The organism is Gordonia hankookensis, from assembly GCF_014673215.1.
GTDB lineage: Bacteria > Actinomycetota > Actinomycetes > Mycobacteriales > Mycobacteriaceae > Gordonia > Gordonia hankookensis.
Genome location: NZ_JACWMS010000001.1, coordinates 1,398,588 through 1,423,170, shown reverse-complemented (window position 1 = coordinate 1,423,170; position 24,583 = coordinate 1,398,588). Strand labels below are relative to the sequence as shown.

23 protein-coding genes are annotated in these 24,583 nt (G+C 66.7%); 12 read left to right on the top strand and 11 right to left on the bottom strand.

All coding sequences use genetic code 11. The annotated features are described in order from the left end of the window. Positions 1–56 precede the first annotated feature (56 nt). Positions 57–1,610, bottom strand: a complete 1,554-nt coding sequence (locus tag IDF66_RS06380; protein ID WP_190266082.1) for a FadD3 family acyl-CoA ligase — start codon at positions 1,608–1,610, stop codon at positions 57–59. A 42-nt stretch (positions 1,611–1,652) separates the two neighbouring features. On the opposite strand from IDF66_RS06380, the gene IDF66_RS06375 reads away from it, so the two are divergent. The 6 genes from IDF66_RS06375 (at position 1,653) to IDF66_RS06350 (ending at position 9,213) form a co-directional block, all read left to right on the top strand. Further along, positions 1,653–2,948 (top strand): acyl-CoA dehydrogenase family protein, encoded by a 1,296-nt coding sequence (locus IDF66_RS06375; RefSeq protein ID WP_190266081.1) that lies wholly within the window; start codon positions 1,653–1,655, stop codon positions 2,946–2,948. Continuing rightward, positions 2,948–3,769, top strand: coding sequence for an SDR family oxidoreductase (locus tag IDF66_RS06370; protein WP_190266080.1), 822 nt, complete (start codon positions 2,948–2,950; stop codon positions 3,767–3,769). The genes IDF66_RS06375 and IDF66_RS06370 overlap by 1 nt, the downstream gene beginning before the upstream one ends. A 42-nt stretch (positions 3,770–3,811) precedes the next feature. After that, on the top strand, positions 3,812–4,969 hold the full coding sequence (locus IDF66_RS06365; RefSeq protein ID WP_190266079.1) for an acetyl-CoA C-acetyltransferase: 1,158 nt from the start codon (positions 3,812–3,814) through the stop codon (positions 4,967–4,969). 336 nt (positions 4,970–5,305) lie between these two features. Further along, the gene (locus IDF66_RS06360) at positions 5,306–6,814 is read left to right on the top strand and encodes an aldehyde dehydrogenase family protein (RefSeq protein ID WP_190266078.1); all 1,509 of its coding nucleotides are present in this window, start codon (positions 5,306–5,308) and stop codon (positions 6,812–6,814) included. A 115-nt stretch (positions 6,815–6,929) separates the two neighbouring features. After that, positions 6,930–7,529 carry a TetR/AcrR family transcriptional regulator gene (locus IDF66_RS06355; protein ID WP_164310794.1) on the top strand — a complete coding sequence of 200 codons (600 nt, stop codon included), beginning with the start codon at positions 6,930–6,932 and terminating at the stop codon, positions 7,527–7,529. A 70-nt stretch (positions 7,530–7,599) separates the two neighbouring features. Then, positions 7,600–9,213 carry an acyl-CoA synthetase gene (locus IDF66_RS06350; protein WP_190266077.1) on the top strand — a complete coding sequence of 538 codons (1,614 nt, stop codon included), beginning with the start codon at positions 7,600–7,602 and terminating at the stop codon, positions 9,211–9,213. Here IDF66_RS06350 and IDF66_RS06345 read toward each other — a convergent pair. Then, positions 9,188–9,610: a MarR family winged helix-turn-helix transcriptional regulator gene (locus tag IDF66_RS06345; RefSeq protein WP_190266076.1), complete on the bottom strand. Its 423-nt coding sequence runs from the start codon at positions 9,608–9,610 to the stop codon at positions 9,188–9,190. The genes IDF66_RS06350 and IDF66_RS06345 overlap by 26 nt on opposite strands. 74 nt (positions 9,611–9,684) lie before the next feature. Here IDF66_RS06345 and IDF66_RS06340 point away from each other — a divergent pair, with 74 nt between their 5' ends. After that, positions 9,685–10,650, top strand: a complete 966-nt coding sequence (locus tag IDF66_RS06340; RefSeq protein WP_190266075.1) for a quinone oxidoreductase family protein — start codon at positions 9,685–9,687, stop codon at positions 10,648–10,650. 36 nt (positions 10,651–10,686) lie between these two features. Here IDF66_RS06340 and IDF66_RS06335 read toward each other — a convergent pair whose 3' ends face one another. From IDF66_RS06335 to echA20, 4 genes are read right to left on the bottom strand one after another with little or no spacing between them, the layout of a single operon-like run. Then, the gene (locus IDF66_RS06335) at positions 10,687–11,799 is read right to left on the bottom strand and encodes an NAD(P)H-dependent flavin oxidoreductase (RefSeq protein WP_190266074.1); all 1,113 of its coding nucleotides are present in this window, start codon (positions 11,797–11,799) and stop codon (positions 10,687–10,689) included. Then, a complete protein-coding gene (locus tag IDF66_RS06330; protein ID WP_164310797.1) occupies positions 11,796–12,578 on the bottom strand; it encodes a CoA-transferase subunit beta in 783 nt (260 codons plus the stop codon). The genes IDF66_RS06335 and IDF66_RS06330 overlap by 4 nt, the downstream gene beginning before the upstream one ends. Then, a complete protein-coding gene (locus tag IDF66_RS06325) occupies positions 12,575–13,510 on the bottom strand; it encodes a CoA transferase subunit A (RefSeq protein ID WP_164310798.1) in 936 nt (311 codons plus the stop codon). Before IDF66_RS06325 ends, IDF66_RS06330 begins: the two co-directional genes overlap by 4 nt. Next, the gene (echA20, locus tag IDF66_RS06320; protein WP_190266073.1) at positions 13,510–14,283 is read right to left on the bottom strand and encodes a (7aS)-7a-methyl-1,5-dioxo-2,3,5,6,7,7a-hexahydro-1H-indene-carboxyl-CoA hydrolase; all 774 of its coding nucleotides are present in this window, start codon (positions 14,281–14,283) and stop codon (positions 13,510–13,512) included. Before echA20 ends, IDF66_RS06325 begins: the two co-directional genes overlap by 1 nt. A gap of 77 nt (positions 14,284–14,360) precedes the next feature. Here echA20 and IDF66_RS06315 point away from each other — a divergent pair, with 77 nt between their 5' ends. From IDF66_RS06315 to IDF66_RS06305, 3 genes are read left to right on the top strand one after another with little or no spacing between them, the layout of a single operon-like run. After that, positions 14,361–15,152, top strand: a complete 792-nt coding sequence (locus tag IDF66_RS06315; protein WP_164310800.1) for an SDR family oxidoreductase — start codon at positions 14,361–14,363, stop codon at positions 15,150–15,152. 46 nt (positions 15,153–15,198) lie between these two features. Further along, positions 15,199–16,095 carry an SDR family oxidoreductase gene (locus IDF66_RS06310; protein ID WP_190266072.1) on the top strand — a complete coding sequence of 299 codons (897 nt, stop codon included), beginning with the start codon at positions 15,199–15,201 and terminating at the stop codon, positions 16,093–16,095. Positions 16,096–16,097: 2 nt separating this feature from the next. Next, on the top strand, positions 16,098–16,481 hold the full coding sequence (locus IDF66_RS06305) for a hypothetical protein (RefSeq protein ID WP_190266071.1): 384 nt from the start codon (positions 16,098–16,100) through the stop codon (positions 16,479–16,481). A gap of 98 nt (positions 16,482–16,579) precedes the next feature. On the opposite strand, the gene IDF66_RS06300 is transcribed toward IDF66_RS06305, so the two are convergent. Further along, the gene (locus IDF66_RS06300; protein WP_164310803.1) at positions 16,580–17,233 is read right to left on the bottom strand and encodes a GNAT family N-acetyltransferase; all 654 of its coding nucleotides are present in this window, start codon (positions 17,231–17,233) and stop codon (positions 16,580–16,582) included. 182 nt (positions 17,234–17,415) lie between these two features. On the opposite strand from IDF66_RS06300, the gene fadD8 reads away from it, so the two are divergent. Next, positions 17,416–19,056 carry a fatty-acid--CoA ligase FadD8 gene (gene fadD8 / locus IDF66_RS06295; RefSeq protein ID WP_164310804.1) on the top strand — a complete coding sequence of 547 codons (1,641 nt, stop codon included), beginning with the start codon at positions 17,416–17,418 and terminating at the stop codon, positions 19,054–19,056. Between the two features lie 349 nt (positions 19,057–19,405). On the opposite strand, the gene IDF66_RS06290 is transcribed toward fadD8, so the two are convergent. Then, positions 19,406–20,647 carry a cytochrome P450 gene (locus tag IDF66_RS06290; RefSeq protein ID WP_190266070.1) on the bottom strand — a complete coding sequence of 414 codons (1,242 nt, stop codon included), beginning with the start codon at positions 20,645–20,647 and terminating at the stop codon, positions 19,406–19,408. A 114-nt stretch (positions 20,648–20,761) separates the two neighbouring features. Further along, positions 20,762–22,018, bottom strand: coding sequence for a cytochrome P450 (locus IDF66_RS06285; protein ID WP_190266069.1), 1,257 nt, complete (start codon positions 22,016–22,018; stop codon positions 20,762–20,764). A gap of 187 nt (positions 22,019–22,205) precedes the next feature. On the opposite strand from IDF66_RS06285, the gene IDF66_RS06280 reads away from it, so the two are divergent. Next, positions 22,206–22,859 carry a TetR/AcrR family transcriptional regulator gene (locus tag IDF66_RS06280; RefSeq protein WP_164310807.1) on the top strand — a complete coding sequence of 218 codons (654 nt, stop codon included), beginning with the start codon at positions 22,206–22,208 and terminating at the stop codon, positions 22,857–22,859. Here the strand turns inward: IDF66_RS06280 and IDF66_RS06275 are convergent. Both IDF66_RS06275 and IDF66_RS06270 read right to left on the bottom strand, forming a co-directional pair. Then, positions 22,840–23,328, bottom strand: a complete 489-nt coding sequence (locus tag IDF66_RS06275) for a nitroreductase family deazaflavin-dependent oxidoreductase (RefSeq protein ID WP_190266068.1) — start codon at positions 23,326–23,328, stop codon at positions 22,840–22,842. The two genes, IDF66_RS06280 and IDF66_RS06275, sit on opposite strands and share 20 nt — an antisense overlap. Beyond that, positions 23,328–24,491, bottom strand: coding sequence for a steroid 3-ketoacyl-CoA thiolase (locus tag IDF66_RS06270; RefSeq protein WP_190266067.1), 1,164 nt, complete (start codon positions 24,489–24,491; stop codon positions 23,328–23,330). The genes IDF66_RS06275 and IDF66_RS06270 overlap by 1 nt, the downstream gene beginning before the upstream one ends. Positions 24,492–24,583: the final 92 nt, after the last annotated feature.

The window sequence follows — 24,583 nt, the reverse complement described above, 5'->3', positions numbered from 1 at the left end:
CAACAATCCGCGTCAGCCGCGGATTGTTGCCACGACATCGCGGGCGGGGCGGGAGGCTAAGTGAGGTTGCGCTTGAGGATCTTTCCTGCGGCGTTGCGGGGGAAGGCGTTCACGAACACCACCGAGCGGGGGACCTTGAAGTTGGCGAGGTGGATCTTGCAGTAGGCGATCACCGCCGCTTCATCGAGATCGACGCCATCGCGCAGGGTGAGGAAGGCGCGACCGACCTCGCCGAGGCGCTCGTCCGGGACACCGATCACGGCCGACTCGGTGACGCCTTCCAGCCGCGCGAGGGTCTGCTCGACCTCGGCGGGATAGACGTTGAATCCGCCGGAGATGTACATGTCCTTGAGGCGGTCGGTGATGGTGAGGTTGCCGCGATCGTCGATGGTCCCGATGTCGCCGGTGTGCAGCCAGCCGTCGGGGTCGATCGTCTCCTTGGTGGCGGCCTCGTCGTCGAGGTAACCGCGCATCACCATCTTGCCGCGCGCCAGCACCTCGCCTTCGTCGGACAATCGGATCTCCATGCCGTCGAAGGCCCGGCCGCAGGTGTTGGCGACGGTCTGATCGTCGTCCTCGGGGGTACACGTGGAGACGAAACCGCTGGCTTCGGTCAGTCCGTATGCGGTGACCACCGTCTCGACGCCGAGGTCGCGCTGCAACCGCTCGATGAGGACGACCGGAACGATGGCCGCACCGGTCACCACGAGCCGCAACGACGACAGGTCGTGATCCGGGCGTGCCGGGTCGTCGAGGATGGTCTGGAAGATCGTCGGCGCACCGGGGAACACCGTCACCCGCTGAGCGCCGGCCAGCTTCATCGCCTCGGCGGGGGAATAGACCGCCAACGGCAGCATCGCCGCGCCGAACAGCATGCACGGCAGGATGCCGGCCTTGTAGCCGAAGGTGTGGAAGTACGGATTGACCATCAGGTACCGGTCGTCGGCGGAGAGCCGGCCGTTGGCCCCCCACGCCTGCGATCCGGCCATCGTCTGCTGATGTTCGGCCAGCACGCCTTTCGACTTCCCGGTGGTACCCGACGTGAACAGGATGTCGGAGATGTCGTCGGGAGCGACGGCATCGGCGCGCGCGTCAGCTTCGGCGCGGGTGGCCTCGGTGGCCCGGGCCAGGAACTCCGCCCACTCGACAGCACCGTCGGGCACCGACGACGACGCGCCGAGGGTCACCCCGACCACGACGTCGGGCATGGCCGCCGCGTGCTCGCCGAGCAGGTCGGCCAGGTGGTCGCCGCCGAGGAACTCGCCGGACACCACGACGGCACGCGCATCGGAGCGCTCGATGATCTCGACCGCTTCGCCACTCGTGTACCGGGTGTTGAGCGGGACCAGTGTGGCCCCCGCGTAGTGGATACCCAACGCCGCGACCGGCCAGTGGTGGCTGTTCGGCGACCAGAGGGCGACGCGGTCGCCGGCGTTGATGCCCGATGCGACGAGCGCGGCCGCGAACGTGCGGACGGCCTCGGCGAACTCCGACCAGGTCAGCTCGACCGTCGGACGCTCAGCCCACTGCTCGTCGACGAGTGCGGTTCGGTCGGGCCAGGTCTGTGCGGCCCGGCGCAGGGCAGCCGGGGTCGTCAGGATCGCCTCCATGGCCCCAACCTAGCACTTGCTTGGTGCGTTATGCTAGCGGTCATGACCTCGATCAACCTTGCCGATCGGTCGGTTGACCTCGGCGAATGGGCGCGGACGACGCCGGATGCGGCGGAGACGTTCGCCACCGCGGTGCGCGCCTGGCTCGACGAGAACCTCGCAGGCGAGTTCGCGCACCTCAAGGGTCGCGGCGGGCCGGGCAGCGAACACGAGTTCTTCGACGACCGGCTGGCCTGGGACCGTCATCTGGCCCGCGCCGGATGGACGTGTCTGGGCTGGCCGACCCGATACGGAGGTCGGGGCGCGACGCTGGAACAGCGGATCATCTTCCACCAGGAGTACGCCAGGGCGAACGCTCCGGCACGCGTCAATCACCTCGGCGAGGAACTGCTGGGTCCGACACTGATCGAATACGGCACCGAGGAACAGAAGCAGCGCTTCCTGCCGGGCATCGTCGATGTCACCGAACTCTGGGCCCAGGGCTACTCCGAGCCGGGCGCCGGCTCCGACCTCGCAGGCGTGTCCACCACCGCGCGCCTCGACGACGGCAGTACTGATGGGTCCGCGCCCTCCGCGTCCGGCGCCCGTTGGATCATCAACGGCCAGAAGGTGTGGACGTCCCTCGCGCACGTCGCACAGTGGTGCTTTGTCATCTGCCGTACCGAGAAGGGTTCGACGCGGCACAAAGGGCTGAGCTTTCTGTTGGTGCCGATCGATCAGCCGGGTGTGACCGTCCGGCCGATCCAACAGCTCACCGGCACCTCGGAGTTCAACGAGGTCTTCTTCGACGACGCGGTCGCCGACGCCGACCTCATCGTCGGCGAGCCTGGTGACGGCTGGAAGGTCGCGATGGGCCTGCTGCAGTTCGAGCGCGGTGTCTCCACGCTCGGTCAGCAGGTCGGTTTCGACCGGGAACTGCGCAATCTCATGGAGATCGCCGAATCCAACGGGTCCGCGCAGAATCCGGAGATCGCGTCGCGGATCACCCGGGCCTGGATCGGGCTGAAGGTGATGCGGGCTCATGCACAGCGCACCCTGGCCGGTGACATCGTCTCCGAGGCCGGGCAGGCCTCGGTCGCGAAGTTGTTGTGGGCCAACTGGCATCGCGACCTCGGCGAGCTGGCGATGGCCGTGGTCGGGGCGCCGTCGCTGATCGGACCGACCGCCACGGTCGAGGGCGTCGTCAACGACATCACCGACCCCGACAACGTCGAACTCGACGACTGGCAACGACTCTTCTTGTTCACGCGCGCCGACACCATCTACGGCGGCTCGAACGAGGTGCAGCGCAACATCATCGCCGAGCGTGTGCTCGGCCTACCGCGAGAGGCCCGCTAGTGTCTGAAACCACTGTCGCACAGAATCGTTCACCGCTGGCCACGGCGCCGGAGGAGACCCCCGGGCACGGCCTGCTCCTCGGCCGCAAGGTGGTGGTGACCGCGGCCGCCGGTACCGGGATCGGCTTCGCCACGGCGCGTCGTGCACTGCTCGAAGGCGCCGATGTGGTGATCAGCGACTGGCACGAACGACGACTGGGGGAGGCGCGCGACAAGCTGGCGTCGGAATTCGGCGACCAGACCGTCGGGCAGGTCGTGTGCAACGTGCAGGAGTCGGCCGAGGTCGACGCGCTCATCTCCGCTGCCGCAGGCGAACTCGGACGCATCGACGTCCTGGTCAACAATGCCGGGCTCGGCGGCGAGACGCCGGTGGCCGACATGACCGACGACGAATGGGACCGCGTCCTCGACATCACACTCAACGGCACGTTCCGGGCCACTCGCGCGGCACTGCGCTACTTCCGGGCCGTCGAGCACGGCGGTGTGATCGTCAACAACGCGTCGGTGCTGGGCTGGCGCGCCCAGCGCGGGCAGGCGCATTATGCGGCGGCGAAGGCAGGCGTCATGGCGCTCACCCGATGCTCCGCGGTGGAAGCAGCCGACTTCGGCGTGCGGATCAACGCCATCGCCCCGTCGATCGCCAAGCACCCGTTCCTCGCAAAGGTCACCAGCGACGAACTCCTCGACGAGCTCGCGTCGCGGGAGGCCTACGGACGGGCCGCCGAGGTGTGGGAGGTGGCCGCGACCATCGCCATGCTGGCCAGCGACTACACCACCTATCTCACCGGCGAGGTGGTCTCGATTTCCAGCCAGAGGGCTTAGGCCGCAAGAACCTTCACACACCATCCACACCAGGAGGACCACATGTCCACACCACAGGCCTACATCGTCGACGCCGTCCGGACCCCGGTCGGCAAGCGTAACGGGTCGCTCGCCAAGACCCATCCCGCCGACATGGGTGCGCACGTCATGTCATCGATCATCGATCGCACCGGCATCGACCCCGATGTCGTCGACGACGTGGTGTTCGGCTGCGTCGATGCCATCGGCCCGCAGGCCGGGAACATCGCGCGTACGGCGTGGCTGGCCGCCGGTCTGCCCCTGGACATCCCCGGCACCACCGTCGACCGTCAGTGCGGGTCGTCGCAGCAGGCCATCCACTTCGCCGCGCAGGGTGTGCTGAGCGGCACGCAGGATGTGGTGCTCGCCGGTGGCGTGCAGAACATGAGTGCCATCCCGATCTCGCAGGCCATGATCGCCGGCCAGGAGTTCGGGTTCACCACGCCCACTGCCGAATCCGTCGGCTGGCGCGAACGGTTCGGCGACGCAGCGATCTCGCAGTTCAACGGCGCAGACATGATGGCGACCCAGTGGGACATCAGCCGCGAGGACATGGAGCGCTGGTCGCTGCAGTCGCATCAGCGGGCCAAGCAGGCCATCGCCGAGGGGCGATTCGACTCCGAACTCGTCGCGCTCGGCGACTGTGTCGTCGACGAATGCCCCCGTGAGACCTCACTGGAGAAGATGGCCGGACTCGATCCGCTCGCCGAGGGTTCGCGATTGACCGCGGCCGTCGCGTCGCAGATCTGCGACGGCGCATCGGCAACTCTGGTCGTCTCGGAGAATGCGCTCAAGGAGTACGGCCTCACGCCGCGGGCGCGCATCCACCACCTCTCGGTGCGGGGTGCCGATCCGGTGATGATGCTGTCGGCGCCCATCCCGGCGACCGCATACGCGCTGAAGAAGACCGGGCTGTCCATCGACGACATCGACGTCATCGAGATCAACGAGGCCTTCGCGTCGGTGGTGTTGGCGTGGCTCAAGGAGACCGGCGCAGATCCGGCCAAGGTCAACCCGAACGGCGGCGGTATCGCGCTCGGCCACCCGCTGGGGGCGACCGGCGCCAAGCTGTTCGCGACGTTGCTCAACGAACTCGAGCGCACCGGCGGCCGCTACGGGCTGCAGACCATGTGCGAGGGTGGCGGAACCGCGAACGTCACCATCATCGAACGCCTGTCCTGAGCTCACCGGCGGACCGCCCGTATTGCTGGTCGAGTGGGTGCTCGAATCGAGATCGTCGTGGCGGGTGGTCTCGATACGCTGCTCGGCTGGCGCCTCGCGGCTACTCGACCGGCGGAGGGGCGGGCGCTGGTTCCGCTGATCGAGTAGGCCCCGAGCGAAGCGAGGTGCCGTATCGAGATCAGCGAGGTGCCGTATCGAGATCAGCGAGGTGCCGTATCGAGATCATCTGAAAACGCATGTGGCCAGAACCGTGTGATCTGACGCATACTATGCTGGAACAAACGCGCGAGTTCGTCTCTTGAGGGCGCTCGCCACCAGCACTATCGGAGGATCTCGATGACCAAGCCAGCAGAGGTGAACACCGCGGTTTCGGGCCGGGTGTCGTCGGAAGCGCACACCATGCCCGAACTGCTGGACATCCAGCGCGCCGCGTTCCTGCGGGACGGCATCCCCGATGCCAAGACCCGTATCGACCGGATCACTCGCCTCTCGTCGTTGCTTCTCGACAACGCCGACGAGATCGCGGAGGCGCTGAACGAGGACTTCGGCACCCGGCCGCGTGAGTTGTCCCTCGCCGCCGACGTCGCGGGCTGCATGGTCGACCTGACCCATCAGCGCCGTGGTGTCGAGAAGTGGATGCAGGAGAGCAACACCGCAAAAGTGCAGGGGGCGTTGGGTTTCAAGCAGCGCATCCGACACGATCCACTCGGCGTCGTCGGCATCATGGGGCCGTGGAACTTCCCGCTGCAGCTGACCTTCGTCCCGGCCGGTGCCGCCTTCGCCGCGGGTAACCGGGTGCTCATGCGCCCGTCGTCGATCACCGCGCGGACCACCGATGTGATCGCCAAGCACGCACCCGACTACTTCTCGATCGAAGAGCTCGCCGTGATCACCAGCAAGCACGGTGGCGGCGCCGACTTCGCCAAGCTCAAGGTCGACCACATGTTCTTCACCGGGTCACCGGAGGTCGGAGCGTCGGTGGCCCAGGAGGCTGCGAAGAACCTGGTGCCCGTCACCCTGGAGCTCGGCGGCAAGAACCCCGCGGTCGTCGATCCGGATGCCGACATCGACAAGGCGGCCACGATGCTCGCCGACGCGCGGATGGTCAACGGCGGCCAGGTCTGCCTGTGCCCCGACTACGTGTTCGTGCCCGAGGCCAAGGTCGGCGAGTTCACCGACAAGGTCATAGCGCGTTGGACGGCGAACTTCGCGACCGTCCGCAACAACCCCGAATACACGGCGACGATCAACCAGAAGAACTACGACCGCATCCTCGGGCTGATCGCCGACGCGCAGGAACTCGGGGCCGACGTCCGCCAGGTGGTGCCTGCCGGCGAGCCGCTGCCGGACGCCGAGAAGCGCAAGATCGCGCCGACGCTGCTGACCGGGGTCAAGGCGGGCATGAAGATCGAAGAGGACGAGGTCTTCGGGCCGGTCCTCACCGTGTACCCGTACCGCGATCTGGCCGAGGCCATCCGCTACATCGCCGCGCATCCGCACCCGCTGACCATGTACTGGTGCGGCGACGACAACGAGAACCTCGCTCGTCTTGCCGACGGCACCCGCAGCGGGTCGATCAACGCCAACGACTTCGCCCTGCACATGTTCGGTGCCGAACTCCCGTTCGGCGGTGTCGGTCGCAGCGGGATGGGCGGCTATCACGGCAAGACGGGCTTCGACACGTTCAGTCATGCGCGTGCGATCGCCGTGTCCTCGATGCCGCTGAAGGTCGCCGAGATGATGTCGCCGCCGTTCACGGCCCGCGACGCCAAGATGACCAACGGTCAGATGAAACTCTGGAGGCGGCTGAACAAGCGCGCCATCAAGAAGCTCAAGAAGCGCTGATCCTCACCGACATCGGCCGGGTGCATCCACTGTGCCCGGCCGATGTCGCGTTCGGGACGCTCGACCGTGCCGCGACGGTCCACGAAACCGGCCAAGCGCTTGCTAGGGTGACTGCATGGCACCCCGCGGCACCGTCTCCGGCTCCACTCGGCGCGACGAATTGCTGACCACGGCGGGAAAGATGTTCGCCGAGCAGGGCCTGCGCTCCACCACCGTGCGTGACATCGCCGATGCCGCCGGCATCCTGTCCGGCAGCCTCTACCATCACTTCGACTCCAAGGAATCCATCGTCGACGAGATCCTCCGGGGCTTTCTCGACGACCTCTTCGCACGGTACCGGGTGATCGCCGACGCCGGACTGACCGCCGCCGAGACATTGCGCGGCCTCATCGTCTCGTCGTTCGAGGCCATCGACGAGCAGCGCAATGCCGTCGCGATCTATCAGGACGAGGCCAAACGGCTTGCCGGACAGGAGCGGTTCGCCTACATCGGGGAGCGCAACACGGAGTTCCGACTGCTGTGGCATGCCGTCCTGCGGCGGGGCGTCGACGACGGCGAGTTCCGCGCCGACCTCGACGTCGAGCTGGCCTATCGCTTTCTGCGCGACACGGTCTGGGTCGCGGTGCGCTGGTACCGCCCGGGCGGTGCGTTGTCGGCCGACGACATCGCCGCCCAGTATCTGTCGATCGTCCTCGACGGGATCCTGCCGCGCTGACCGGGCTGCCCCGCGTTCGGTACTGTGACCCGGATAACACCGATGGTCCGGAACGTAGCGGAGGACACCCATGGCAGAGCGCTTCACATCCCCGACGGCGGCCGCGATCGACACTGCCCGCCAACACACCCTCGGTGATCTGCTACGTCGAAGCGCACTGCGGAGCCCTACCAAGGCCGCCATCATCAGCGGAGACATGACGCTCACGTTCGGCGAGTTCGATTCGGCCGTGAACCGGTGTGCCAACGCGCTCACCGCGCGGGGCCTGGTCAAGGGCGAACGTCTGGCATTGGTGAGTCACAACTGCTGGCAGTTCGCGGTGCTGCACTATGCGACCGCACGGCTCGGGGTGGTCCTGGTGCCGGTGAACTTCGGACTCGGACCCGAGGAGATCGCCTACATCCTCGATCACTCGGGCGCGCGGGCGGTGGTCGCCGAGGACGCGTTGGTGCCCACGGTGACCACGGCGATGCGATTGTCCGGCGTCACCGACGCGATCACGGGTGTGATCACGATGGGTGGGGGCGCGCCGGGCGCAGACTGGGACAGCGTCGACGACTGGATGCTCGCCGGTGACCCCACGCCGCCCCAGGTGCCCGTCGCCGACGACGATCCGCTTCGCCTGATGTACACCTCCGGCACCGAGTCGCGTCCGAAGGGTGTGCTGCTGTCGTCGAAATCGCTCATCAATCAGTACGTTTCGTGCATCGTCGACGGCGGTATGAGCGGTGACGACGTGGAGGTCCACTCGCTGCCGCTCTTCCATTGCGCACAGCTGGACTGCTTTCTGTCGGTCGACGTCTACCTGGGTGCGACGAGCATCATCCTGCCCGGTCCCGATCCGGCCGCGATCCTCGCGACGGTCGAATCGCACCGGGCGACCAAGCTGTTCTGTCCGCCGACGGTGTGGATCTCGTTGTTGCGGCATCCCGATTTCGACACCCGCGACCTGTCGTCGCTGCGCAAGGGCTACTACGGCGCGTCACCGATGCCGGTCGAGGTGCTCCGCGAGATGTCGGAGCGTCTGCCGGACGTCTCGCTGTGGAACTTCTACGGCCAGACCGAGATGTCGCCGCTCGCAACCATCCTGCAGCCGCATGAGCAGATCGACCGCGCCGGGTCCGCGGGCCGGGCCGCGCTCAACGTGGAGACGCGGGTCGTCGACGACGAGGACAACCCCGTCCCGGTCGGCGAGGTCGGTGAGATCGTGCACCGCAGCCCGCATGCCTGTCTCGGGTATTTCAACGACGAGGAGAAGACCGCCGTCGCGTTCCGGAACGGTTGGTTCCATTCCGGTGACCTCGGCATCGTCGACGAGGACGGGTACCTGTCGGTGGTCGACCGCAAGAAGGACATGATCAAGACCGGCGGCGAGAATGTCGCCTCCCGCGAGGTCGAGGAGGCCATCTACCTGCTCGACGGAGTCGCCGAGGTCGCGGTCTTCGGTGTGCCACACCCGAAATGGATCGAGGCGGTGACCGCCGTCGTCGTGCCCAAGGATGGTGCCACGTTGACCGAGGAGGCCGTCGAGCACCACCTTGCCGGCGTTCTCGCGGGTTTCAAGCGTCCCAAATTCGTGGTCTTCGCTGACGCGCTGCCGAAGAACCCGAGCGGCAAGATCCTCAAGAAGGATCTGCGCGTCCGGCACGCGGAGCTGGCTACGGATTCGGCAGTATCCGGCTGATCAACTCGGTCAGGTTCCGACGGTCGGCGGCCGAGAGTGGATCGAGCAACGCGGACATGTCGTCGGAGAACCTGTCCGTCACGTCGGCGACGACGATGGCGCCCGCGTCGGACAGCGACACCCGCATGGCGCGACGATCGGTGTCGTCAGGGCTGCGCGTCACCAGTCCGCGCTGCTCGGCGCGGTCGACCAGGCCACTGATACTCGACTTGTCCAGATCCAGCAGTTCTGCAAGCTCTTTCATGGTCGGCCGCCGATCGCGGAGGACGCCGAGCAGTCGTGTCTGGATCATCGAGAGGTCGTGGTCGGCGGAACGTCGTTGGAGCTTCTGCTGCACGACGAAGGACAGCTGCGCCAACGCGTCGACGTCGTTCAGAGGGTCGGGTGCACGTGCCATGGCGGAAGTCTAGCTGGACATAGTACGTGAGACAAACTATATTGGTACGTGTCACCAACTATTAGGAGGTCGGAATGGTACTGGTCAATGCCGCGGTGGTGACGTCCTTCGACGAGCCGCCGCACCATCAACCGTTCGAACTGCCGGCGGTCGGCGGCGGGCAGGAAGTGGTCGAGGTACTTGCCGTCGGGCTGCACCCGCGTACCCGGTCCGGAGCGTCGGGCACTCACTACACGAGTACCGGCGTCCTGCCGATGGTTCCGGGGATCGACGGCGTCGGTCGTCGCGCCGACGGCACGCTGGTCTACTTCGCTGCCGACGACGACACGATCGGCACTCTCGCCGCGCGCACGGTCATCGATTCCCGGCGCAGCGTGGCACTTCCCCCGGACGCGGACGTGGTCGCCATCGCGGCCGCGATGAATCCGGCGATGTCGTCGTGGGTGGCGCTACGCACGCGTGTGCCGATCGAGCCTGGGCAGAGCGTACTGGTGTTGGGCGCCACCGGAAATGCCGGCTCGATGGCCGTCGAGGTCGCGAAGTTGCTCGGCGCCGGGCGGGTGGTCGGCGCGGGCCGTGACCGGGCGCGGCTCGACGCGCTCGGCGATCGTGGCGTGGACGACATCGTCGCCCTGACCGACGACCGCGAGGCGACCGCACGAGCACTCGCCGACGCCGCGGCCGATGTCGACATCGTGCTCGATTTTGTCTGGGGCAGGCCCGCTGCCGACGCGATGGTCGCATTGGTGACCGCCCGATCCGACCGTGGACGGGAGATGAACTGGATCGAGATCGGCTCGACCGCCGGGCCGACGCTCGAGTTGCCCTCGGCGGTACTGCGTTCGGCCAACTTCCGGCTGCAGGGCAGCGGACAGGGCTCGGTGACACCACGCGGCTACCTGGCCGAGTTACCGGCCTTGGTGGACGAGATCGATGCCGGACGGATCGGGGTGCAGACCCGTACCGTCCCGCTCGCCGATGTCGAGCGGATCTGGGCAGAGCCCGATGTGCCGGGTGTCCGGACGGTGCTGGTGCCCTGATCGATCAGGGTGATCGACCAGGACAACGAGCGTCCGTCAGGACAGCGAGCCGAGCGCCTTCAATCGTGAATGCGCCTGCGTCATGATCGATTGGATCAGTTCGTCGCAACTGGGCAGGTCATCGATCATGCCGACCACCTGGCCCGATGCCAACACCCCTGCCCGGGTGTCGCCCTCGACGAGCCCGGCGCGTAACAACATCGGTGTGTTGCCGGCCATGATGACCTGCTGCCAGGTCCGCTCGCCGGACTTGCGCATGGTGCGACCGTCGCGGAGCATGGTCGTCCACTTCATCCCGGTCAACTGCTTGAACTCGTTGGCATTCCGCGCCGCGGCGTAGAGCGCCTTGGCCTTGCTGCCACTCTCGAGCGCCTCCACGAGCGGGGTACGCAGCACGCGGTGCGGCATGCCGTCGACCTTGACCGATACCACGGTGTCACCCAGGCCGCGCCCGATGTATTCCTGCTTGACCGAGTCGGGGACCGCACTGTCGGAGGTGAGCAGGAAGCGGGTGCCCATCGCGACGCCCTCGGCGCCATAGGACAACGCCGCCACGAGTCCGCGACCGTCGAAGAAGCCGCCCGCTGCGACCACGGGAATCCCGTTGTCGCCGAGGGCGTCGAGAACCGACGGCAGCAGCAGGGTGGTCGCCACCGGACCGGTGTGTCCACCGCCCTCGCCGCCCTGCACGATCACCGCATCGGCGCCCCAGGATGCCACCTTGACGGCATGCTTCGCCGCGCCGATCGACGGGATAACCACCACGCCGTGATCCTTGAGCTTGGCGATCAGCTCCTTCTTCGGGGCGAGTGCAAAGGACGCCACTTTGACGCCCTCGCGGATGAGGAGATCGATCCGCTCCGGGGCATCGGTGGCGTCGGCGCGGATGTTGACGCCGAACGGCTTGTCCGTCAACGACTTCGTCTTGGCGATCGCCGCCTCGAGTTCGTCGTAGGTCATGGTCGCCGACGCCAGGATGCCCAGACCACCCGCATTGGACGTCGCCGACGTCAGCGACGGCCCCGACACCCAGCCCATGCCGGTCTGGACGATCGGGTACTCGACACCGACGAGCTCGGTGAATCTGGTCGACAGCCCGGCTGCCCGGGCGGGGACACCGCCCGGGCGGCCCGTCTCGGGTCCGGTCACTTCACTTCTCGATTCCGGACGCCCTTGGGGTCGAGCACATCTCGGATCAATGTCAGTTCCTCGTCGGAGGGGTTGCGGGTTGCCGGCGCGGACTCGAGGCCTGCGATCTCGAAGCCGGTGTTCTCGGCGACCTCGTCGGCACTCACCCCCGGATGCAATGACACTGCGCGCATGGTGTGGTCGGGGCCCTCGAAGTCGAAGACGCCGAGATTCGTCACCACACGCGGGATGTTCAGGTAGCGGTAGGCCGGGTTGTCGGCGTCGACCTTGTCGTAGCCGACGCCCGACACGATGTCGACCTGGTCGGTGAAGACGCGCGACGAATGGCGGGCCACCCAGTAACTCGTCGGATGGTTGATCGTGTTGCCGGGAGCGCCACGCACGCCGAACATCTGGCGGGTCGGATGTTGCAGCGGGCCGAAGGCCGAGAGGTTCTGGTTGCCGTGCCGGTCGATCTGATTGGCGCCCATGACAACGTGACGGCGACCCGAGGCCACGACGTCGAATACCTTGCGGAAGGGCATCCATCCCTCGATGGGGCCGGTCTTGCCGATCGCCGGGGTGTCGGCGAGGATCAGTGCCTCGCCGTCGGTGATGAGCAGATCGGGCTCGGTGGTCAGCCGGGCCAGCCGTGCGCCGAGCAGCGGGGTCGGTGCCATCGGCGAGGCCATGATCTCCCCGGCGCCTGCGAAGATCTCGGCGCAGGCGATGACGCAGTATTCGGCCCGGGTGGTTTCGACAGGCTCAACCGTCTTGGGGTCACTCGTGCTGGTGCTCACTGCTGATCCTCCTGCTCGCCCTGCCATTCGGTGACCGCACGCTGATAGGCGGCCTCGTCGACCTCGAGGAATCGGCGCGAGAACGCCGCCCACTTCTCGGGATCCTTGGCGGATTCGACATAGAACTGCTGGAACTTCTCGTCGCGGCCGTAGTCGCTGTGGACATTCGGACCACTCGCTTCGCTTGCCGTGCCTGCGAAGGTGAAATGTGCACCGTTCGGCGTGTGAACCACCCGATCGACGTTCATGCGATTGAGCAGCAGCCGTTGCGTGGGAACGGTTTTCACCAAGACCTCGGTGGAGACCAGCTGATCGGTCTCCAGGTAGCGCCGTTCCGCGGCGGCACAGTAGAGATCGTCGAAGTACGGGTCGACGCCGGTGTAGGCGGCGTTGCCGCGACTGTCGGCCAGGTCGAGGTGGACGAATGCGGCGTCGAGCCGCAGCGCAGGCATCGCGATCAGGGTCTCGGTGCGGCCGTCGGCAGCCGGGTAAGGCGAGGCGACCGTCTTGAGTTCACCGTCCCAGAACGTCGGGACATCGGAGCCCAGTCCCGCACGGATCGGCAGGAACGGCAGGCGCGAGGCCGCGGCCTCGAGACCGCATTTGACCATGCCCTCGTCCATCTCCCGCGCCTCGATGGCGCCGGACGTACGTGCCTGCGCGAACCACGGGTCATAGAAGGGTGCGGAATCCAGCGACACGAAGCCGTAGTACGCACGCCGGACCTTGCCTGCGGCGCACAGCAATCCGAGGTCGGGCCCACCGTAGGTGACCACGGTGAGGTCCTTGACGTCCGAGCGCGCCAGCGCGCGCACCAGGGCCATCGGCTTGCGGCGTGAGCCCCAGCCGCCGATGCCTATTGTCATGCCGTCGCGCAGCTCGCCGATGACGTCGTCGAGGGAGCTGGTCTTGTCGGTCGGGGTGGGCGTCATCAGGCGCGTCCTCCATTGGTGTTCAAGGTCTTACCGGTACTGACGAAAGCGTCCCGGTGCTCGTCGGCGACTCCGGCGAGGTTGAGTTCGAAGGTGAAGCCCTGTTCGAGGCGGTAGCTGGCCTTCACATCGACAGGATCGATGTGGTTGATCGCTTCCTTCGCCGCCCGGATGACGCGGGTGTCCTTGGCCGCGATCTTCTCGGCGACCTCGAGCGCGGTGTCGAGGAGCTCTTCGCGGGGGACGGCCTTGTACACCGAGCCGAAGTGCTCGAGCTGCTTGGCGGTGACGTTCTGCGCCGTGTAGTACAGCGTGCGCATCATGTGCTGAGGCACCAGCCGGGCCAGGTGCGTCGCGGCACCGAGGGCGCCACGGTCGACCTCGGGAAGGCCGAAGACCGCATCGTCGGAGGCGACGATGACGTCGGCGTTGCCGACGAGTCCGATTCCGCCGCCGACGCAGAAGCCGTTGACCGCGACGATCACCGGCACCGCGCAGTCATACACCGCGGAGAAGGCTGCAGCGCAGCCGCGGTTGGCTCCGATCAGGGCGTCGAAGCCGTCGGTCGCCTGCATTTCCTTGATGTCGACGCCCGCGTTGAAGCCGCGGCCCTCGGCTCGCAGGATCACCACGTGCGTGGACATGTCCTCGCCCGCGGCGGTGATGGCGTCGGCGAGTTCGAACCACGCCGCCGACGGCAACGCGTTGACCGGTGGGTAGTCCACCGTGACGGTCACGATGCCGTTCTCGGTGTGTGTCGTGGTGATCGGCACACCAGCTCCTCTCGGGTACTGCCTGTGAACCAAGCTGGAACCAAGCAAGTGCTTGGTTGTTTGGTAGGGTAGCACCCATGAAGGCACAGTCGCAGGCCGCAGGTCAGGGCCATGACCTCGGCATCGACAAGAAGGTCGTCCTGGTGACCGGCGGCACGCGTGGCGTCGGCGCCGGCATCACGAGGGTGTTGGCCGAGCTGGGCGCGGTCCCGGTCGTGTGCGGGCGCAATCCCGGTGAGGACACGGATGTCGAGTTCGTCCCCTGCGATGTCCGGGACGCCGATGCCGTCGACGAGATGATCCGTGGGATCGCGCAGACGCACGGCAGACTCGACGGGGTCGTGAACAATGCCGGCGGCTCGCCGTTCGCGCTCGCGGCGGACGCGTCCCCCCGCTTCACGAGCAAGATCGTCGAACTGAACCTGCTGGCACCGTTGACCGTGGCGCGCGCCGCCCACGCGGTGATGCGGCAACAGGAGACCGGCGGCGCGATCGTCAACGTGTCCAGTGTGAGCGGACATCGGCCGTCGCCGGGCACGTCGGCCTACGGTGCGGCGAAAGCAGGTCTGGACAACGCTATGACCTCACTCGCGATCGAGTGGGCACCGCAGGTCCGCGTCAACTCGGTGGTGTGTGGGGCGGTGCTGACCGAGCAGGCGCACCTACACCTCGGCGACGACGACGGGGTTGCCGCGGTGGGGGCCACCATCCCGATGGGCAGGCTCGCGATGCCCGCCGATGTGGGCAACGCGGTGGCGTTCCTGCTCAGCCCGTTGGCCGGTTACATCACCGGATCGACACTGACCGTGCATGGTGGTGGTGAGAAGCCGGCGTTCCTGGCCGTCGCCACCGCAGACAATCAGGTGTGATCCGATCACGCACTGACACCGAACAATCGACACAAGGGGAGAAGTCTTGGCTGACAAGCTGAATGAGGGACGCGTCGCGATCGTGACGGGTGCTGGACAGGGGATCGGCCGCGCGCATGCGCTGGCCTTCGCCGCCGACGGGGCCAAGGTCGTGGTCAACGACTTCGACGCCGACGCAGCGCACGCCGTGGTCGGCGAGATCACCGATGCGGGTGGATCCGCCGTGGCTGGAGTGGCCGATGTCGCCGACTGGGCCGACGGTGCTGCGCTGGTCGAGACCGCGGTGAAGGAATTCGGTTGCCTCGACATCCTGGTCAACAACGCGGGATTCGTCCGCGACCGGATGCTCGTGGCGATGTCGGAGGACGAGTGGGATGCGGTGATCCGCGTCCATCTCAAGGGGCATTTCGTCACGCTGCACCATGCCGCCGCGTACTGGCGCGCGCAGTCGAAGGCCGGTGAGCAGCGCGCGGCCCGGATCATCAACACCTCGTCGGGCGCAGGACTGTTCGGGTCGGTCGGGCAGGGGAATTACGTTGCCGCCAAGGCCGGTATCACTGCCCTGACCATTCAGGCGGCTGCAGAGCTGGGCGGCTACGGCGTCACCGCGAACGCGATCGCACCGTCGGCACGGACCCAGATGACCATGGGTGCGGGCGAGGCGATGGCCGCACAGATGGCCGCGCCGGCAGACGGGTCGTTCGACGCCATGGACCCCGCGAACATCTCGCCCCTGGTGGTCTGGCTCGGATCGCCGGAGTCGTCGTCGGTGAGCGGACGCGTCTTCGAGGTCGAGGGCGGCAAGATCACCGTGGTCGACGCATTCCAGCGCAGCGCCGAGCAGGACAAGGGATCGCAATGGACGCCGGGTGAACTCGGGCCCGTTGTCGACGAGATCCTGGCGAAGTCGCCGGTCCCGGTGCCCGTCTACGGCGCACGGTAGACGTGACACCGACCGCCGGCCCCGAGCGCGAAGCGCAGCTCATCGCGTCGGCGCGGGCCTACGTGGACGCGCTGGTCAGTCACGACCCGTCAGGGGTCGCCCTGCATCCGGATTGCACGCGTACCGAGATGGGTATGAAGACCGGACGCAACGGGGCCCACATCGCACGCGGGCTCGCACGTGGCCCGCAGTTCCGGCTGATCCATCGCATCAGTGGCTTCACCGCCGAGGTGGACGGGCACATGGTGTCGACGCGATTCTGGGTGCACGTCCGTCCCAAGACGCTCGGCCTGGCCGCGCAGGTGACCGAGTCCTTCGTCGTCGACGAGGACAACAAGATCCGGGCGATCGTCGCTCGGTTCGGGGTGCCGCGGCGAAAGTCCTGACGCCGCACATATGAATGCGGTGTGAGCGCGCACCCGCGACAATAGTTGTCGTCGGCGCCCGCTCACACCGCATTCATATCGGCTCTCGAGGTCAGAGGTCAGGCGCTCGGGGCCCGCACCACCATCGGCACCCCGGGGAAGTCCGCCGCCATCTCCGAGCGGGACTTCCGAAGGGCTGCGGTGCCATACCCCTTCTTGCGGTGCTCCGGATGGATCCAGATCCGCACGTCGACCTCGCCGTTGATGAGTTCGCCGAACACCAGCCCGACCTTGGTGGTGCCCTCGAGGGCGACCAGCCAGACGGCGTCCTCGTTGTCGACGCGCTCGGTGGCCTTCGCGATCTCGTCGGACAGGTCGCCCGCAGGGCTACCCGAACCGTCGCCCGCGACCTTCAATTCCTCGGTACGGACCTTGAACAGGTCTGCGTCGTCAGCGGTGAATGCGCGGAGTTCGAGCGTGTCGCCACTACTGGCCGGGCGTTCGGCGAGGGTGAAGGTCAATGCGTTGTTCAGGTCGTCGAGCTCGGCCTGGTTCTTCCGGCGCTCGTCCTTGGTGAGTTGCTCGAGAGACATGCCGAGGATCGCCTCGGCGCCGAGCTTCGACTTGCCGAGCAGCGTGGCGACGGTGGCGACGGCCTCGGCGCGATTCTCGGCGTCGACGATGGCGTCGAGTACTTCGTGGCGGCGCTCCAGCGCGGTCAGGAGAGCGTCGGTGATGTCGCGGCGAGTGGTCGCCAGATCCAGATCGGTCATGCCCATGATCGTAGTTCAGTGGGTGCGCGTGTGTGCGGGAGACGTCTTGACCGAGGACTCGGAATTGAAACGTGTTCTATGTCTTGGTTGCCGGATTCAAGGTCGACATATCACCATGTCATAGCGGCAAATATGGGTCCGGTGCTTCCCTTGGTCTGTAACACGTCCTAGTCTTGATGACCATGACTGATGTTCAGGATGCGACGACCGACTTCGACCATCTGCGGGGCGGCACCCACCTCGGCGACCTGCTGGTGGCCGCGCTGGGCCGCCACGCCGACCGCAAGGTGCTGTTCCTCGGTGACACCGAGCTCACCGGACGCGAGATGGCCGACGCGGTCAGTCGCTATCAGCAGGCGTTCGAATCGATGGGGGCAGGGACCGGCTCGACGGTCGGGCTCCTCGCACTCAATCGGCCCGAGGTGCTGTTGGTGATCGGTGCCGGGCAGACCCAGGGGTGGCGCCGCACGGCGCTGCACCCGCTCGGCTCCCTCGACGACCACGCCTACGTTCTCTCCGATGCCGGGGTCACCACCCTCGTCATCGATCCCGTCCCGATGTTCGTCGAGCGTGCCGCAGCGCTGATGGAGCGTGTCGAGAGCCTCAAGCAGGTGCTGACGCTCGGGCCGGTTCCCGAGGAACTCGCCGCCTACGGCCGTGACGTGATCGCGGAGGCGGCCAACTATCAGCCCAGGCCGCTCGTCGCCGCCGACCTTCCGCCCGAACATGTCGTCTCGATCACCTACACCGGCGGCACCACCGGCAAGCCGAAGGGCGTCATCGGTACGGCGCGTGCGATGTCGACGATGACGCAGATCCAGCTCTCCGAGTGGGAGTGGCCGGAGAACCCACGATTCCTGATGTGCACGCCGCTCTCGCATGCCGGCGCGGCCTTCTTCGTGCCGACGCTCATCAAGGGTGGGTCCATGGTCGTCATGGCCAAGTTCGATCCCGCAGAGGTGCTGCGCGTGATCGAGGAGGAGCGCATCACCGCGACGATGCTGGTGCCGTCGATGCTCTATGCGTTGATGGATCATCCGGACTCCCGCACCCGCGACCTCTCGTCGCTGGAAACCGTGTATTACGGTGCGTCGGCGATCAATCCGGTGCGCCTCGCGGAGGCGATCGAACGTTTCGGTCCGATCTTCGCGCAGTACTACGGGCAGTCCGAGGCGCCGATGGTCATCAGCTATCTCGGCAAGAACGACCACCCGAAACCCGGCGAGGACACCCGGCGGCTGAGTAGCTGCGGCCGCCCCTCGGCATTCCTGCGGACCGCGCTGCTGGGGCCCGACGACAAGCCGGTGGCTCAGGGCGAGCCCGGCGAGATCTGCGTGGCCGGGCCGTTGCTGGCAGGGGGGTACTGGGGTCTGCCGGAGCAGACGGCGGAGACCTTCCGGGACGGCTGGCTGCGTACCGGCGACGTGGCCCGTGAGGACGCGGACGGGTTCTGGTACATCGTCGACCGCACCAAGGACATGATCGTCACCGGCGGCTTCAACGTGTTCCCGCGCGAGGTGGAAGACGTTGTCGCCGAGCATGCGTCGGTCGGTCAGGTCGGCGTGATCGGGGTTCCCGACGACAAGTGGGGTGAGGCCGTCACCGCCGTCGTGGTGTTGCGCGGGGACGCGGATCAGAGCGACGAGGCCAAGGAGCTCGTGACCAAGGAGATCCAGCAGTCGGTGAAGGACCGCAAGGGTGCGGTGCAGTCGCCCAAGCAGGTCGTCTTCGTCGAATCGCTTCCGCTGACGGCGTTGGGTAAGCCGGACAAGAAGGCTCTGCGCGCGAAGTTTTGGGAGAACTCGGAGCGCGGGGTCGGCTGAGGGTCGTCACCACCTTCGCTGGTCGAGTAGTCGCGAGCCGTTAGGCGAGTGGCGTATCGAGACCTGGGATGTTGTGGGTGGTCTCGATACGCACGCTCGTTCCTCGCGGGCTACTCGACCGGCGACGTGGTTGCGTGCCGTTGTTGACTCGCTGGTCGAGTAGTCGCGAGCCGTTAGGCGAGTGGCGTATCGAGACCTGGGATGTTGTGGGTGGTCTCGATACGCACGCTCGTTCCTCGCGGGCTACTCGACCGGCGAGGGTGGTTTCTCGCGGGCGACCGGCGAGGGTGGTTTCTCGCGGGCGACCGGCGGGGGTGGTTTCTCGACCGGCGGGGGAGTGCCGCGCGTCTCAGGAGCCGGGAACGTACGAGACGCGTAGTTCCTTGACCCCGTTCAGCCAGCCCGACCGGACACGTTGTGGTTCGGCGATCTTGGACATGTCCGGGACGATGTCGGCGAGGGTGCCGAACATCAGGTTCATCTCGAGCCGGGCGAGGTTGGCGCCGATGCAGAAGTGGGCGCCGTTGCCGCCGAAACTCAGGTGTGGGTTGGGATCTCGCGTGATGTCGAAGGTGAACGGGTCGTCGAACACGGTCTCGTCGTAATTGGCCGAGCTGTAGAACAACCCGACGCGCTGCCCGGCGGCGACCGGCACTCCTGCGACCTCGGTGTCGGTGATCGCGGTGCGCTGGAAGCAGTGCACCGGCGTCGCCCAGCGAATGATCTCGTCGACGGTGGTCGCCGGTCGATCGCTTCGGTAGCGGGCCCACTGATCGGGATTGTCGAGAAATGCGTTGACGCCGTGCGAGATCGCGTTTCGGGTGGTCTCGTTGCCCGCGATGACGAGCAGGATCACGAAGAAGCCGAACTCGAGCTCGCTCAGTGCGTGACCGTCGATGTCGGCCTCGACGAGCGTGGTGACCAGGTCGTCGCGGGGATTCTTCCGACGATCCTCGGCCATGGCATACGCGTAGGCGAGCATCTCGGTGTTGGCGGTGAGCGGGTCGTACTTGGAGTCGGGGTCATCGGGATTGACCATCGAATCTGCGAGGTCGCAGAGATGGTCATGGTCGGCGGCCGGCACGCCGAGCAGACCGAGGATCGCCTGCAACGGCAGGTGGATTGCGATGTCGTCGACGAAATTTCCACTGCCCTTCTCGGCTGCGGATGTCACGATCTCGCGCGCCGCCGACGACAGCGACTCCACGAGTGATGCCACCGCCCGCGGGGTGAACATGCGGGAGACGATCTTGCGCATGCGGGTGTGCTCCGGCGGATCCATGTTGAGCAGGAAGCACCTCGATGCGTCGAGTTGCTCGCGCGTCGCATGTTCGGGCACCCGCATCACTGCGCCCTTGGCCCAGTTCGACCACGTCGCAGTGTCCTTCGAGATCGACCTGATGTCCGAGTGTCGACTGATCACCCAGAATCCGTCGTCGTCGAAGTAGGTTTGGCCGAGCGCCTGCTTGTTCCACCAGACGGGCGCGGTTGCGCGGCGAACGGCGAACTCGGCCAGCGGTAGACCGCGTTCCAGCAGGTCGGGATCGGTGAAGTCGATGTCCTCGAGCTTGCGGGTGGCCGATGCAGTCATGTCGTCCTCGCGGGTCGTGTCGTGGCCCGAGTGTGGCCCACGTCACTCGAAAATACACCGAATTCGACGCTGTATGGTCGCGATGCCGTGCCCGCGAGGCACTCGTGGGACGGCTCAGGAGGCCGGGCAGACCCCATAGCGCACCGGGAGGTCCTTGACGCCGTTCAGCCAACCGGAGCGGATGCGCCGCATGTCGCCGACCTTGCTGATGTCCGGCAGGGTGTCGGCGATCGCGGTGAAGATCAGATTGAGCTCGAGCCTGGCGAGATTGGCCCCGATGCAGAAGTGCGGGCCGTTGCCACCGAATGCGAGATGCGGGTTCGGATCGCGTGTGACGTCGAAGGTGAACGGCGCGTCGAACACGTCCTCGTCGAAGTTGGCCGAGCCGTAGAACAATCCGACACGCTCGCCTGCCCGGATCGCCACCCCGCCCACCTCGGCGTCGACCAGGGCGGTGCGTTGGAAGGCGTTGACGGGGCTCGACCAGCGGAGGATCTCGTCGACGGCGGTGCTGGGCCGGTCACGCTTGAAGAGCTCCCATTGCGCGGGGTTCTCCAGAAACGCATTCATCCCGTGCGTGGTCGCGTTGCGGGTGGTCTCGTTACCCGCCGTGATCAGCAGGATGACGAAGAACCCGAATTCGGTCTCGTCGAGGGCCTCGCCGTCGATATCGGCGTTGACCAGCATCGTGACCACATCGTCTGTCGGGTTCTTACGCCGATCCTCTGCCAGGTTGTATGCGTACCCGAGCAGTTCGGCATTGGCCATCGTCGGGTCGATCGTCTGGTCCGGATCGTCGGTGTTGATGATGGCGTCGACCAGGACGTGGATTCGTGACCGGTCGGCTTCGGCGACGCCGATCAGATCCAGGATCGCCTGCAGCGGTAGGTGAATGGCGATGTCGTCGACGAAGTTTCCGGTGTCCTTCGACGCGGCCTCGGTCACGATGTCGCGTGCGTAATCCGTGAGCACCTCGGAGAGCGCGTTCACGGCCTTGGGTGTGAACAGGCGGGAGATGATCTTGCGGAGACGGGTGTGCTCGGGCGGGTCGTGGTTGACCAGGAGTGCCTTGGTGAACTCGAGCTGATCGGGGGTCATGTAGTCCGGCAGCCGGATGATGGCGCCCTTCGCGTTGGTCGACCACACGTCGCTGCGCTTCGAGATCTCGCGGATGTCGCGGTGCTTCGTGATCGCCCAGTAGCCGCCGTCGGTGAACACCGAGGTGCCCGGTGCCTGTGCATTCCACCAGACCGGCGCGGTGCGACGGAGTTGGGCGAACTCCTCCCGGGGGATGCCCTGCTCGAGCACGTCGGGATCGGTGAAGTCATAGCCTTCGCCGAATGGACAGACTCCGCTGCTGGTTGCCGTCATGAGTTCTCCCTGCTCTTGCCTGCGCGGGTCGCGATGGACCACGCGCGGTGTGGCCGATGCCACTACACCATACATCTTTATCTCATGCGTATGGTCGATCGCCCGCGCGGTTCGACGCGACAACATGCCTGGCAGTAGGGTCTGTTCCCATGAATCCGGTCCGGATCGCGTCGACGGGTGCAGGCCGATGAGGACGCATGGTTGGGGCGGTCGGGTGCCCCGCAACGACGACGAGGCCACCGCGCGGATTCTCGCCGCCACCCGGACGGTCATCGACAGACGCGGGGCATCGACGAGCATTGCCGATGTCGCCCGTGAGCTCGACGTCACGCGTCAGACCGTCTACCGGTACTTCGCCAGCACCGAGGTGTTGCTCTCGGCAACCGCACTCGACGCCGTCGGTGCGCTCCTGGATCGGATGACCGAGCGATTGCGCGGGATCACGGCAGCCGACGGTGCAGTGGTGGAAGGCGTTGCGGGCGTGCTCGAAGAACTCCGCGACGACGATTACGTCGGGCTGTTGCTCCGCGACGACCGCCTCAGCGTGCCGGTCGTCGGCGAGATCACCTCGGAGATCGGCCGCGTCTTCGCGCGGTCGATGGTCGATCGGATGGACGTCGACTGGGCGGGGGCGGGCTACGCCGACCGCGATCTTGACATCGTGGTCGAAATTGTCTTGCGCACACTGCAATCCATGGTCATCGACCCGGGCTCGCCGGGTCGCTCGGCATCGGAGCTCAGGGAGTTCCTGGATGTGTGGATGGGTGCGTCGATACGTGGCCTGGTGGCCGCGCCCCGGCGAGGGGCGCGGCCGAACCGGGTCAGCGCGGTTCGCAGATGACGACCGGGATCTTCCGGTCGGTCCACGCCGCGTAGGTGTCGAAGTCGGCGTAGAGATCGACGAGTTGCGGCCAGAGGTCGTCGCGTTCGGCATCCGACGCGGTACGCGCCCGCAGGTCGAAGGTTTGCCTGCCCACCTGGATGGTCACCTCGGGGTTCGCGACGAGGTTGAGATACCACGCGGGATTCTTCGGTAACCCGCCCTGCGACGCGACCACGACGAACGAGTCGCCCGTGCGGAGATAGAGCAACGGCGCCGTCCGGGGTTCACCGGACTTACGTCCGATGGTGGTGAGCAGGCACATCGGGACGGGTTTGCGTAGACCTGCGCCGATTCGCCAGGTGTTGCCCAGCCGCCCACCGGTGGCCTTGTACACCTTCGCGTTGAGGCGAGAGCCGACCTTGATCAGCGCCGCCACGGCAGGCGAGCTCAGCTGTTTCGGCCGTGAATCGGGATCCATGACCGGCATCAGATGCGTTCGATGATGGTGCCGGTGGACAGAGCACCACCGGCGCACATGGTGATGAGCGCGGTCTGGCCGTCGGTGCGCTCGAGTTCGTGCAGTGCGGTGGTCAGCAGCCGGGAACCGGTGCTGCCCACCGGGTGTCCGAGTGCGATGGCGCCGCCGTTGACGTTCACCTTGTCCATGTCCGCCTTGTGGACCTGGGCCCAGCTGAGCACCACCGACGCGAAGGCCTCGTTGATCTCGACCAGATCGATGTCCGACAACGCCATTCCCGACTTGGCGAGTACGCGTTCGGTCGACTGGACGGGCCCGTCGAGGTGGTAGTGCGGCTCGGCGCCGACGAGCGCCTGGGCCTTGATCCGTGCACGGGGAGTCAGGCCGAGCGCGCGAGCCTTCGCCTCGTCCATGATGAGCACCGCGGCGGCGCCGTCGGAGATCTGCGACGACGTGCCCGCGGTATGGATGCCGCCGTCGAGGACCGGTTTGAGTCCGGCCAGTGACTCCAGGGTGGTCTCCCGCAGGCCTTGGTCCCGGCTGACGTCGAGGACGTTTCCGGTGAGCTCCCCCTCCTTGGTGCGCTCCGGCGCCTTCAGCGCCAAGACCTCACGGTCGAACCGTCCCTCGTCCCACGCCTGCTTGGCGAGCCGTTGGCTGCGCTCGCCGAGGGCGTCCACGTCGGCTCGGGTGATGCCGCGTCGTGTCGCGATGCGCTCGGCCGCCTCGAACTGGTTCGGCATGTCGACCGCCCAGGAATCCGCGTGATACGGACCGGCGTCGGTGCCGACGTTCGCCCCGAGGGGGACCATCGACATCATCTCGATTCCGCACGCGATGCCCACGTCGATCGCATCGGTGGCGATCAGTCCAGCGATGAGATGGTTGGCCTGCTGGGCCGACCCGCACTGGCAGTCGATGGTGGTGGCGCCTGCGTGCTCCGGAAGGCCTGCCGACAACCATGCCTTGCGGGTGATGTTGCCCGCCTGCGCCCCGGCCTGGGTCACACAGCCGCCGATCACCTGCTCGACGATGCCCGGATCGATGCCTGCCTTGGCGATCAGGCCGCTCTGTGCGAGTCCCAGGAGCTCCTCGGCATGCAGGCCGGACAACCACCCGGCCCGCTTGCCGATCGGCGTCCGCGCTGCCTCGACGATAACCGGCACACCCATGCCAAACTCCTCTTCAGGTCTGTTCTACTTCGACCTCCTCAAAGTAGAACAAGTTCCTATTCGCGTCTACGGCCGGGCACGTGGTGATCACG

What these genes read in the sequence shown, in the direction of transcription:
- IDF66_RS06345 (WP_190266076.1), bottom strand. Translation starts at nt 9,610, where the DNA reads ATGGCACGTGCACCCGACCCTCTGAACGACGTCGACGCGTTGGCGCAG.
- IDF66_RS06355 (WP_164310794.1), top strand. Translation starts at nt 6,930, where the DNA reads ATGGCACCCCGCGGCACCGTCTCCGGCTCCACTCGGCGCGACGAATTG.
- IDF66_RS06360 (WP_190266078.1), top strand. Translation starts at nt 5,306, where the DNA reads ATGACCAAGCCAGCAGAGGTGAACACCGCGGTTTCGGGCCGGGTGTCG.
- IDF66_RS06285 (WP_190266069.1), bottom strand. Translation starts at nt 22,018, where the DNA reads ATGACGGCAACCAGCAGCGGAGTCTGTCCATTCGGCGAAGGCTATGAC.
- IDF66_RS06275 (WP_190266068.1), bottom strand. Translation starts at nt 23,328, where the DNA reads ATGCCGGTCATGGATCCCGATTCACGGCCGAAACAGCTGAGCTCGCCT.
- IDF66_RS06300 (WP_164310803.1), bottom strand. Translation starts at nt 17,233, where the DNA reads ATGACCGATCTGGATCTGGCGACCACTCGCCGCGACATCACCGACGCT.
- IDF66_RS06270 (WP_190266067.1), bottom strand. Translation starts at nt 24,491, where the DNA reads ATGGGTGTGCCGGTTATCGTCGAGGCAGCGCGGACGCCGATCGGCAAG.
- IDF66_RS06350 (WP_190266077.1), top strand. Translation starts at nt 7,600, where the DNA reads ATGGCAGAGCGCTTCACATCCCCGACGGCGGCCGCGATCGACACTGCC.
- IDF66_RS06315 (WP_164310800.1), top strand. Translation starts at nt 14,361, where the DNA reads ATGAAGGCACAGTCGCAGGCCGCAGGTCAGGGCCATGACCTCGGCATC.
- fadD8 (WP_164310804.1), top strand. Translation starts at nt 17,416, where the DNA reads ATGACTGATGTTCAGGATGCGACGACCGACTTCGACCATCTGCGGGGC.
- IDF66_RS06375 (WP_190266081.1), top strand. Translation starts at nt 1,653, where the DNA reads ATGACCTCGATCAACCTTGCCGATCGGTCGGTTGACCTCGGCGAATGG.
- IDF66_RS06290 (WP_190266070.1), bottom strand. Translation starts at nt 20,647, where the DNA reads ATGACTGCATCGGCCACCCGCAAGCTCGAGGACATCGACTTCACCGAT.
- IDF66_RS06325 (WP_164310798.1), bottom strand. Translation starts at nt 13,510, where the DNA reads ATGACGCCCACCCCGACCGACAAGACCAGCTCCCTCGACGACGTCATC.
- IDF66_RS06340 (WP_190266075.1), top strand. Translation starts at nt 9,685, where the DNA reads ATGGTACTGGTCAATGCCGCGGTGGTGACGTCCTTCGACGAGCCGCCG.
- IDF66_RS06365 (WP_190266079.1), top strand. Translation starts at nt 3,812, where the DNA reads ATGTCCACACCACAGGCCTACATCGTCGACGCCGTCCGGACCCCGGTC.
- IDF66_RS06380 (WP_190266082.1), bottom strand. Translation starts at nt 1,610, where the DNA reads ATGGAGGCGATCCTGACGACCCCGGCTGCCCTGCGCCGGGCCGCACAG.
- IDF66_RS06280 (WP_164310807.1), top strand. Translation starts at nt 22,206, where the DNA reads ATGAGGACGCATGGTTGGGGCGGTCGGGTGCCCCGCAACGACGACGAG.